11 protein-coding genes are annotated in these 10,499 nt (G+C 47.3%); 4 read left to right on the top strand and 7 right to left on the bottom strand.

All coding sequences use genetic code 11. The annotated features are described in order from the left end of the window. Nucleotides 1-330 precede the first annotated feature (330 nt). The 3 genes from QMA39_RS16590 to QMA39_RS16580 form a co-directional block, all read right to left on the bottom strand. Complete coding sequence (locus QMA39_RS16590; RefSeq protein ID WP_281659363.1) at nucleotides 331-786, bottom strand: SRPBCC family protein; 456 nt, start codon at nucleotides 784-786, stop codon at nucleotides 331-333. Nucleotides 787-796: 10 nt separating this feature from the next. Next, nucleotides 797-1,093 carry a hypothetical protein gene (locus QMA39_RS16585; RefSeq protein WP_281659362.1) on the bottom strand — a complete coding sequence of 99 codons (297 nt, stop codon included), beginning with the start codon at nucleotides 1,091-1,093 and terminating at the stop codon, nucleotides 797-799. A 419-nt stretch (nucleotides 1,094-1,512) separates the two neighbouring features. Then, a complete protein-coding gene (locus tag QMA39_RS16580; RefSeq protein WP_281659361.1) occupies nucleotides 1,513-2,511 on the bottom strand; it encodes an acryloyl-CoA reductase in 999 nt (332 codons plus the stop codon). 153 nt (nucleotides 2,512-2,664) lie between these two features. Between QMA39_RS16580 and QMA39_RS16575 the strand changes: the two genes are divergently transcribed. Next, nucleotides 2,665-3,255, top strand: coding sequence for a TetR/AcrR family transcriptional regulator (locus QMA39_RS16575; RefSeq protein WP_281659360.1), 591 nt, complete (start codon nucleotides 2,665-2,667; stop codon nucleotides 3,253-3,255). A gap of 43 nt (nucleotides 3,256-3,298) precedes the next feature. Here QMA39_RS16575 and QMA39_RS16570 read toward each other — a convergent pair whose 3' ends face one another. Next, nucleotides 3,299-3,724 (bottom strand): OsmC family protein, encoded by a 426-nt coding sequence (locus QMA39_RS16570; RefSeq protein ID WP_027953588.1) that lies wholly within the window; start codon nucleotides 3,722-3,724, stop codon nucleotides 3,299-3,301. A 262-nt stretch (nucleotides 3,725-3,986) separates the two neighbouring features. On the opposite strand from QMA39_RS16570, the gene QMA39_RS16565 reads away from it, so the two are divergent. Together QMA39_RS16565 and rlmN are read left to right on the top strand one after the other, a co-directional pair. Beyond that, a complete protein-coding gene (locus QMA39_RS16565) occupies nucleotides 3,987-4,310 on the top strand; it encodes a nucleoside triphosphate pyrophosphohydrolase (protein WP_281659359.1) in 324 nt (107 codons plus the stop codon). A 216-nt stretch (nucleotides 4,311-4,526) separates the two neighbouring features. Beyond that, nucleotides 4,527-5,612 carry a 23S rRNA (adenine(2503)-C(2))-methyltransferase RlmN gene (gene rlmN, locus QMA39_RS16560; RefSeq protein ID WP_281659358.1) on the top strand — a complete coding sequence of 362 codons (1,086 nt, stop codon included), beginning with the start codon at nucleotides 4,527-4,529 and terminating at the stop codon, nucleotides 5,610-5,612. Nucleotides 5,613-5,649: 37 nt separating this feature from the next. Here rlmN and QMA39_RS16555 read toward each other — a convergent pair whose 3' ends face one another. Both QMA39_RS16555 and QMA39_RS16550 read right to left on the bottom strand, forming a co-directional pair. Next, nucleotides 5,650-8,811 (bottom strand): cytochrome P450, encoded by a 3,162-nt coding sequence (locus QMA39_RS16555; protein ID WP_281659357.1) that lies wholly within the window; start codon nucleotides 8,809-8,811, stop codon nucleotides 5,650-5,652. 68 nt (nucleotides 8,812-8,879) lie between these two features. Further along, on the bottom strand, nucleotides 8,880-9,455 hold the full coding sequence (locus QMA39_RS16550; RefSeq protein WP_027953584.1) for a TetR/AcrR family transcriptional regulator: 576 nt from the start codon (nucleotides 9,453-9,455) through the stop codon (nucleotides 8,880-8,882). Between the two features lie 261 nt (nucleotides 9,456-9,716). On the opposite strand from QMA39_RS16550, the gene QMA39_RS16545 reads away from it, so the two are divergent. After that, nucleotides 9,717-10,142 (top strand): excalibur calcium-binding domain-containing protein, encoded by a 426-nt coding sequence (locus QMA39_RS16545; protein WP_027953583.1) that lies wholly within the window; start codon nucleotides 9,717-9,719, stop codon nucleotides 10,140-10,142. A 99-nt stretch (nucleotides 10,143-10,241) separates the two neighbouring features. On the opposite strand, the gene QMA39_RS16540 is transcribed toward QMA39_RS16545, so the two are convergent. Further along, a complete protein-coding gene (locus QMA39_RS16540; protein ID WP_281659356.1) occupies nucleotides 10,242-10,499 on the bottom strand; it encodes a phage holin family protein in 258 nt (85 codons plus the stop codon).

The following is a 10,499-nucleotide window of genomic DNA, read 5'->3' as shown; positions in this document are numbered from 1 at the left end:
TTAAATTTCTAGAGATAGAAATAACCCGAATAACGGGGCACTTTTTTATAAGTGTCCATTATTCGGGTTATAGTTCAACACCCTGGGAACTATTTTTTAAAATTCACTTGGTTAGGTCACGAGGAGTGTTCGGTGGTGACGCCTGCGGGAACCGCACGACCCGAAGATCCACTTGGGGAGGTGGTTTTCCTGCTCAAGTTAGCTGAGGCCGTGCCCGCAGCAAGCACCCGCCGATAAGCGGAACGTGGCCGTAAATCTTTCATTCGGTAAGCGCAGCAGATACCATATATTCTCTTTCTCTACAGCCTGAAAAAGACGGATGACCTCATGTCATCCGTCTTTTTCAAGCTCATTTTTTAAAACCACTGCCCGATTTTTCAGCATCCTTGTCATATACTTCTCCAAAAACAGCCGGTCAGCGAGCCGTCCCAGGATACCAAGGGGCGATTGATAAACAAACGTATCCACCATCAGCGTCCCCTCACCTTTTTCAATGAAATCATGGGTATGGGTAAAGGAATGGAAAACTCCTTTATCCATCACATCCACGAACCGATGGGGCGCCTGCATGGAAACAATTCGTGCCGTCAAGCGCTGCCGCACACCGAAATGAACAGCTTCCCATGTCACGGTGTCTCCTTCCTCCAGCAAGCCTTCGGTTACACCTCCGACCGCTTTTTCTTTTGTCTGCGTCATGCTTTTTGTATGGAGCTCCACACTTCGCGCCGCATCAAAAACCTGCTGCACCGGAGTTTTTATAAATTGGTGATGAATAATTTCAGGCATATATTTCCCCTCATCTTTCGTTGGACGTAAAAAAACCGGCAGCCAGGAGTGCCGTGCCCCCTACAGCAGGAACAAGATGGACGAGGAATACGATAAACACCGTCGAGAGCCCATGTTCCGACGCACGCGCTTCAGCAAACAGTGGAGCAAGAGGAAATACAAGCAGGGATAGAAGAGCAACCCCTGCCCCTATCCACCTGCGCTTTTCCCCTTTTCTCACTGTTTTTTCGAAACTGATCCATATGACCGCTGCATAAATACAAAGTAAAAGAAAAAGCAGACGACCTCCTCCTTTCATACAGATCATTCTTTACAGCTTCCCGATAGTCAACGCCCCACCCGGGTTCAGACATGACAGCTTCTCTCCCTTTCGTCTGCCCTTAGTCATCCTGATGATATGCACACTCCGGAAGCTGTTTACTTGTAATCCTGTACCCATCCCGCCCCGTGGCAAATCCAGGAATCCCGGGTTATCTCTTTAAACTGAAAGTGTACATAAGCCGCACAGCTCTCCCCCTATGATTCAAAGGTTTCACCTTTTCTTAAATGACGCTCAATACATGTATGCAGATCCTCCAATCGCCTGTCATCCATTCCACTATCATCGTTTCTTAAAAAAACCCGCCACTTTTATGCCCGGACCCGTAGTTTTTAATAAGAAGTGAACTATATACTTTCATTTCCTCCAGAAAAAAAGCCCGGTTCATGAACCGGGCTCTCCTTCATTTATTCTTCTGTTACCTTCACAATCGTACGTCCGCGTGTTTTTCCTTCCAGAATATCTGAAAGGGTTTGAGGAAGCTGATCAAATGTGATTTCATTCTTCATTTCATCAAGGCCCTCCGGCTTCAGATCATCAGCGATCCGGTTCCAGATGGTTTTCCGTGTTTCGATCGGGCAGTAGACGGAATCGATACCCAGAAGATTGACACTGCGCAGGATGAACGGGAATACGGTCGTCGGAACGCTTGTACCCGCTGTCAAACCACTCACCGCAACGGCACCACCGTATTTTGTTTCACTTAAGATGGTCGCAAGCGTCTTACCGCCGACAGGATCGACCGCTCCGGCCCAGCGCTGTTTGCTCAATGCCCGTACTTTTTCCGGGGAAAGCTCTTCCCGTGGAATAATATCCTCTGCACCGAGATGCTTCAAATAATCATGCTCGGATGCTTTTCCTGTGCTTGCTGTCACATGATAACCGCGCTTTTTCAGCATAGCGACAGCCATACTTCCGACACCGCCGGTCGCTCCAGATACAAGGATAGAACCGTCGTCAGGCTTGACACCTGCTTCTTCAAGCTTGTGAACGGACAAGGCTGCTGTAAAACCAGCCGTTCCGAAAATCATTGCTTCCTGCAGACTCAGGTTTTCCGGAAGTGGTATAATCCAGTCTCCAGGAACACGCGCATATTCACTGTATCCACCGTAATGAGACACTCCAAGTTCATAGCTGGTTACGATGACTTTCTGACCTTCCTCATAGCGGGAGTCAGCAGATGATACGACCGTCCCGGCCAGGTCGATTCCGGGAACAAACGGATAAGACTGGACGATTTTCCCGTTCGGAGTACTTGCCAGCCCATCCTTATAGTTGACGCTTGAGTAATGCACCTGAATGGTGACGTCCCCTTCAGGCAGGTCATTCAATGTCAGAGACTGAATGTCTGCTGTAAAATCATCTTCTGTTTTATTCACTACAAAAGCCTTAAATTCTTCGCTCATGTGTAACCTCTCCTTTCACCTTTTCATAAGATCCAACTCTATCGTAAGGCATTTTATACTGACTGGTCAAATTATTCTATCCGGTCAGAAAAAAATATTTTCATGTCCTCTCTTCTTCTTGTATAATAGATGGTTAGTATAGGAGGTAAGCTTATGGCTAAGAAAGCAGAGCAGCGACGACAACAGATTTTGAAGGCCGCTTTTGAAGCAGTGGCTGCCAAAGGCTATGATTCTGTTACGCTACAGGATATTGCGGATTATGCGGAAGTGAGTAAAGGCGTCACCAATTATTACTTTAAAAATAAAGTGGATGTCTTTTCCCACTTATTGGAGTGGATTACCACACGCATCTATGAAAAAGAGGCCGCTTCTATTGAATTAAAGGAAACAGCCTTGGGAAAACTCGAAGCTTACATAGATCAGGTGTTTGTCAGTCCTGAAGAAAATAAAACGTTTTACAGCGTCTACCTCGATTATCTGTCTCAAATGAAGCACCAGGAACGCTACAGGCAGATCAACCAGCAATTTTATGAAAACTGCTGGTCCATCGGACGAGAAATCATCACGCAGGGACTGGAAGAAGGCGTCTTTCACATCGAGGATGTAGAACAGTCCGCCATCAGTATCCGCAGTATGATTGACGGAACCCTTATCCAATGGCTGATGAGTCAGGATGATGCCAAGCACGCCAGTTATAAATCCCACTGTCATCAGTCCGTCCTTCGTCTACTGAGGGCGTCCTGATAGAAAAACCTCTCAGGCAGCTGTCCTGAGAGGTTTTTCTATTTTATAATTCTTTCGTACCCTTGACGCCGTTAATTGAATAGCTTGCCGTCAATTCCGCACTAATGGAGTGGGAAACTGAGCAGTATTTGTCTTTGGACAATTGAATCGCGCGGACGACTTTTTCCTCTGGAAGGTCGCCTTTCAAATCATAATGGATGTGCATGCTCGTAAATTTACGCGGGTGTTCATCGGCTCTGTCACCACTGACATCCATATGGAAATCTTCAATTGGAAGACGCATTTTCTTTAAGATGGAAATGATATCAATACCCGTGCAGCCAGCGACTGCGTTCATTAATAATTCGGTCGGTCTGGCACCGCCGTTCTTCCCGCCGGAGTCCTCTCCAGCATCCATGTCGACCGTGTGGCCGGAAGGAGTATCTCCTGAGAACGCCATATCTCCATTCCATTGAACTTTAAATTCCATCAGCTTCATCTCCTTTGATAGGAAGGGTTTGTTTTATCATGCTCTTTCTGACTCCCCTTATACAGTACGGGGTTCCCTCAGAAACACCTCCTACTTTACCACAGCTTTTCTAAAAAGGGGCGGCACACGCTCACGATGCTTTTTTTATAGAAGAAAACCTGCCCCTCCAACCTCATACTGTCGTAATCAAAAGAAGCGAGGATTGTTTCTCTGTCCAGAAAAAAAGGTATGGACAGGTATAGGTGAAAGGAGAGTGGAATACGTGGAAAAGAAAAACAGACTCGTCCGCGATCATACCCCGGAGAAACTGAAGGATTCAGGAAAAACGATCCGAACGAGGCAGCTGGCCGGTCAAGAATACAATGAAACATTGAAAAAGAAACTTCTCGAAGTCGTCGATGACTATGCCCACGCAAAAGAAAACCGTAAATCCCTCACGAAACTCGCGGACATGATGGAGGTCATTCATGAATTAACCTATTCACATGGAGCGACCATCGAAGAGGTCGAACATATCCGTCAGCACCGCCGCAGGGAAAGAGGCGGATTTAAAAACCGCACCCTCCTGATCGACGTAGACGAATAAACAAGAGCGGTCCTTTTCCTCCCATCCTGCATTCCAAACGTTCGGCTATCGGAAGAAAATAAACCGATGCTCATGAACGTCCGCAGAAAAGCTGTGGCGTGTACACCTGAAGAAGCCGGGATTTTTGCAAAATTATAACATTGGCTTGGATGTTGTCCTTCCTGTTAAAATCGCTTATGATAGAAATAGTGATTTTTTTTAAAGAGGAGCGTATATATGAAACAATCCATTTACGGATTGACGTTTGAACAGCTGACCAGCTGGCTTGAGGAGCATGGGGAAAAGAAGTTCCGTTCCAAGCAGGTGTGGGACTGGCTGTACCAAAAGCGTGTAACAGAATTCTCGCAGATGAAAAACGTCAATCAGTCCTGTATCGACCTTCTGGCTGAGCATTTTACGATAGAAACATTGACCGAGGAAATTAAACAGGAGTCTCAGGACGGTACGATCAAATTTCTATTCAAACTGGATGATGGAAACGTTATTGAAACCGTATTGATGCGGTTCAACTACGGCCTATCCGTCTGTGTAACGACACAAGTCGGCTGTAACATCGGCTGTTCGTTCTGTGCCAGCGGTATTCTTCGTAAAAGCCGTGACCTGACAAGCGGAGAGATCGTGGAGCAGATCATGCAGGTCCAGCATCATCTGGATAAGCAGGGCAAGGATGAGCGCGTCAGCCACATCGTAGTCATGGGAATCGGAGAACCGTTTGATAACTATGACAACCTGATGGACTTCCTGAAAGTCGTGAATGATAAAAAAGGTCTTTCCATCGGTGCCCGGCATATCACGGTATCCACCAGTGGAATCGCACCAAAAATGTACGAGTTTGCGGATGAAGGCATACAAGTCAACCTTGCCTTATCCATTCATGCACCGAACAATGAGCTGCGGACACAGATTATGAAAATCAACCGGGCCTATCCGCTTGAAAAGCTGATGCCGGCCATTGACTACTATCTGGAGAAAACCAACCGTAGAATTACGTTCGAATATATTCTGCTTCGTGATGTGAACGATCATAAAAAAGAAGCCGAAGAACTTGCAGCTCTGCTGAAGGATAAGCGTCACTTGTCCTATGTCAACTTGATCCCTTACAACCCGGTCGCCGACCACCCTTACGAGCGAAGTGAGAAGGAAGCTATTCTGACGTTCTATCAGACATTGATGGACCGCGGGATTAAATGCGGGGTTCGTACGGAACACGGAACAGATATCGATGCCGCCTGCGGTCAGCTCCGCAGTAAGCAGATTGAAAAAGAAAAAGCACGTAAAAAGAAACAGATGCAGACAAACTAAAAAGGATGAGGCTTTCCAGCCTCATCCTTTTTTATTTTCAAGCTCCCGACCATACGTCTTTAGCCAGTCTGCCCTCTTTCTCCAGCTGATTGACCCAGTCAGCGGCAGCCTTTTCATCTGCATCCTTGACTTGTTGGTAGCTGTTCTTCAGGGTTTCCAGTACTTCAGGAGCCATCCGGCTTCCATCCCCACAAATATAGAGATGAGCGCCCTGTTCCAACAGTGGAATCAGCTTCTCCTTATCCTCATCCATGACGTGCTGGACATACCTCTTCGGCTGTTCTTCACAGCGGGAAAAAGCGGTGTTTAACGTAATCAAATTCAGTGCTTCCGCTTCCTTCAGCTCGCCTTCATAAAGGAAGTCCTGCTTCGGATGGCGGCACCCAAAGTAAACATGGGCTTCTCCCAGTTCTTTTCCTTCCTTCTGCAGATGTGTTCTCTGCTGAATGAATCCTCTGAAAGGAGCAATCCCTGTTCCAGGTCCGACCATAATGACCGGAGTCCGGCTGTCCTCTGGAAGATGGAAATCTGTTTCCGGTGTCCGGATAAAGCAGGCGATTTTATCAGCTGTGTCCAGGGAAGCCAGGTAATTGGACGCAATACCTTTGTACTCTCCTTTACCACTCCAGGCCGCTTCCTTCACGACACTTACGGTCAGGCTTACACGCTCTTTACCTGCCGTCGGGGAGCTTGAAATAGAATAATAGCGGACACGAAGCGGCGGAAGAAGAGCCAGGAACTGCTCAAATTCCAAAAGGCAGGAATCATATTCCTCCAACAGTTCGAGCATCGTCCGTCGCTTGGCAAGGATTTCTTTTTTATAGGCCTCTCCTTCTGTCAGACGCTCGAGTTCCTGTTTATGAGGAGGACACGGATTACTTGCCGCAAGGGCACGCAGCTGGGCCCGCGTCACCGGTTCTTGAAGTTCAACGCAGGAAGATAACAATTCTCCAAGCTGGACCGGCTGACCTGATGGCAGATGCTTCGCTTTTCCTGCCCCTTCCTTCAAAACGACAAAGGCTTCTTTTTTCAGTGAAAAACGGTCCACCACTCTGTCCACGAGGTCTTCATGGTTCTCTGGGACAACACCGATGTGGTCACCTTCTTGATACACAGTCCCTTCTGGCAGCAGAAGTTCCACGTGTCTTGTACTCCGTGCCCCAGCCTGATGAAGCTCACGGTTCTCCAATACTTCCGCCGTAAATGCCTCGTAAGACTGACCAATCGGCGTATAACTCGTCCCGCTCACATAGTCCATAGCAATAGAACTGGACTGATCGGACGTTTCTCTCACTTCCAATTCATAGAAGGAAGCGAGTTCATTCCAGAGGGTTTCCTGCCAGGCTTCCAAATCACCATCAAAATCTTCACTGGCATCTCCTTCGCCGCGGGAAAGAAGTCTTCCTGCACCTTTGGCTTTCATTTCTTCATCGATCCGTTGAGGGATCCGCTGATACGTAGCTGCCCAGTTTCGATCCCCACAGCCGAAGACCGCATACGTGACACCGGACAACTCCCCTGATTCAAGTGTTGGAATCCATTCCATGAACCGACGGGCGTTGTCAGGCGGGTGTCCGTTATAAGAAGCAGAAACGAACAGCACCGTTCCGTCTTCAGGCAGTCCCCCCACATAGTCATCGAGAGGCGCTGTGACGGTTTGGAAGCCAAGAGATGACCCTTTTTCCGCTATTTCCCTTGCCGTTCCTTCTGCTGTCCCAAGGTTGGATCCATACAGTACATACAAAGGCGTTCCGTGAGCATCCGATGCAATCGCTGGTTCTTCTATGCTGGACGCTGCCGGTTCTTTCGCCGGTTTTTGGAAGACGGATACTTCCTTTCTCGTCTTCACTTTCATCGTTAACCCTTCAGGCTTCAAAGTCAGCGTTTCTTTCACATCCAGCTCATAGTCCTCGTCATCCACTAAATCAAAGTGCTGAAGGACCATGCCGAGAACAAGTACGGCTTCATGAAGGGCAAACTGTTGTCCAATACAGGCTCTCTGGCCGTTCCCGAACGGTTTGAAAGCGTTGGACGGTACGGATGAAGGATCTTCAAAACGCTCCGGTCGAAAGACTTCCACATCCTCTCCCCATGCTGCTTTATCTCTGTGCAATTCAGGGATCAACAGAGTGAAGGCATCCCCTTTTTCCACTTCATATTGACCGCCAAGTGTCGTATCTTCCTTGGCGTAGACAGAAAATGCGGGCGCGGTGGGCCAGAGACGAAGAGCTTCATTCAACACCATCCTTACATATTTCAACTGCTTCACTTGTTTAAAGGATGGGGTGTCACCGCCCAGGACTTCATCTACTTCCGCCTGTGCTTTTTTCCGCTTATCCGGATGCTTCATTAAGAAATAAAGAGCAAAGGATAAAAGACCGCTCGTCGTTTCGTGTCCGGCGATGAGGAACGTAATGATCTGGAAACGGATGTTTTCATCTGAAAGACCCTCACCTGTTTCCGGGTCCACCCCTTTCAGCATATGGGATAGAAGATCATCTTCCCCCTGATCGCCTGCCTCTTTCCGCTCAGCAATTAAACCGTCCACAAGCTCAAACATATAATCAATATCTTCTTTATACTGGCGTTTAGACCGGACCATCAGCTTATCCTGAATGCCGAGACGCTGGGACTGACTCATCGATTCATCGAGAGCGCGGACCATTTTCTCAACGAACGGATGCATATCCTCTCTATAGAAGCTGTTGAAGCGGAAATTGAAGCCGCACAGGCCGATCGTATCAAGAGTCAGCCTCGTCATATCATCAGGAACCTGAACAGATTCACCTGCATTGAGCCGTGACCACTTCTGTACCAGTTGACCGGCGATGTCGACCATTTTATCGTGATAACCTTTCATGGCCTGCTGACTGAAGCTCGGAAGCAGGATGTTATGCGCTTTTTTCCAGTTGGGCTCTCCCGTTCCACTCGTAAACAATCCATCCCCGCCAAAAGCCCTCACCTTTTGCAGCGCAGGACCCACATGCTTGTCGAACCGGTTTTCGTCGAGGATTTCACCCGCTAAAGACGCACTGGAGATAAAAGTGCTCACTCTTCCGGGGAATTGAAACTGAAAAATGGACCCGTACTCCTCCGCCATACTCATGAACGACTGGATGGGTTTGTCTTTATTCAGCAATGGCAGGTTTCCAAGCGGCCCATATTCCTTCGGACGTGGTATTGTATTTGTTTTATTCACAATGATTCACCTCTTGTTAAAATTACGGAATGAACATTCATTCCGTTTTGTGTAAAAGAAATGCCCCATCAATGATGATGACGCACAGCATCCCAGCAGCTTTCTTCAACTCCATGAAGTAAATCCCTGCTGGCTTCCAACTCTTCGGATCTGATCAATTGTTCAAGTTCTAAAAAGCCACCGAAAATAATAGCAATCAAGGCGAGCGACGGCAGCTGGCGGATTTCTCCCCGCTCTTTTCCCTTGTCCAGAAAATCCCTGAGAATCTTCCAAAGACAGCTGAACTGTTTCCGGCTGGACTCATTCAGGAAATAAGCCCCGTTATGCGTCTTAATAAAATAAAGCGCATGCTCGTGCTCATTTGTGAACTGGACCATCCGTTGAAACAAATGATGAAACTGCTCCCTGCTCGAGCTTTCTTGAGGATATTCCTCCTCCAGCATCCCTTTGAATGCCTGGACATAATGCTGGAAAAGCGTATTCACAAGAACTTCCTTGTTCTCAAAATAACGGTAAATCGTTCCTGCGCCTACACGGGCATCCCCGGCAATCATCGGAATCGTCGTAGCATCGAAGCCGCGTTCAGCAAACAATTTCAAGGCGCTGTCTAAAATATCTTCTCTCTTCGTTCTGTTTGTGGGCATCGGTGTTTCTCTCCTTAACCAAGGAATGAATCCTCATTCCTATTAAAATCTTAGTATAGTTTATCATACCCCTCAATCAATCAAAGGACTCATATCTGGTAACTTTATCTAATTCCCACCCCTCATTTTTTCATAATTGTAAAATTATTCTACATCATTGTAAATTTTTGGTTTACCATCGGTTTTTTTGAGGAATTACCTCTATATAGAGAGAATTATATTACAGGGAGATGGTGAATCTATCTAAAAGGGGTTTTTCTATTGAAAAAGCTGCTTGCAGGTCTGTTTGCCATTGGTTTGATTTTCAGTAGTTTCGGAGCCGTAAGTGCCGATAATCATGACGGTGATAAAGACTGCCCTGATTTTGCTTCTGAAGAAGAAGCAAAAGAATATTGGGATGAAAAAGGCTACTCCGCCGAAAATGATCCAGAGCGTTTAGACAGAGATGGAGACGGTATTCCTTGTGAGGACCCAGACAGTAGTTCCTCCGACAGTTCAGAGGAATCTTCCGATGACATGTCCTCCGGAGATGAGGATGCAGCCGAAGAAGAAGAAACGATGTCCAGTGAAGAGGAAGGCGGCGAACTGCCTGACACTTCAGCACCGTACGCTACATATGCGTTGTTGGGGATGACTCTTTCTGTACTTGGTGGAACCGCTTTAGTCGTGCGCCGCAGGGAACAATAAAATGAATGACACCTTCTCCCCTCATGCTGACAGGCTCTCCTGCCTGTCTTTTTTATGCCATAAAAAGAAGCAGACGCTCTCCTCCGTCTGCTTCCATTCTTATTTCTGCACCGTGTCCTTTTCTTTCTTTTCCAGAAAGTATTTAATTCCAGCCACTGTACCAATGCCGAGCAGTGCATACTTCAGCCCTGTAATGACAGCGTCAGGATTCAGACCATTTTCCCAAAGCGAAAAACCGATACCGAGAAGGACGGCAATAATCGGAATAAATCGATTGGACACCCGTCGGGTCTGACGGATAGCGTACAAAACAACGGCCAGACCGATATACGGGGTGAAATCCATCATGATTTCCAT

This window comes from Halobacillus sp. Cin3 (assembly GCF_947311855.1).
Taxonomy (GTDB): Bacteria; Bacillota; Bacilli; order Bacillales; family Halobacillaceae; genus Halobacillus; species Halobacillus kuroshimensis.
The sequence above is the reverse complement of the archived record's forward strand: the minus strand, read 5'-3'. Positions and strand labels throughout refer to the sequence as shown.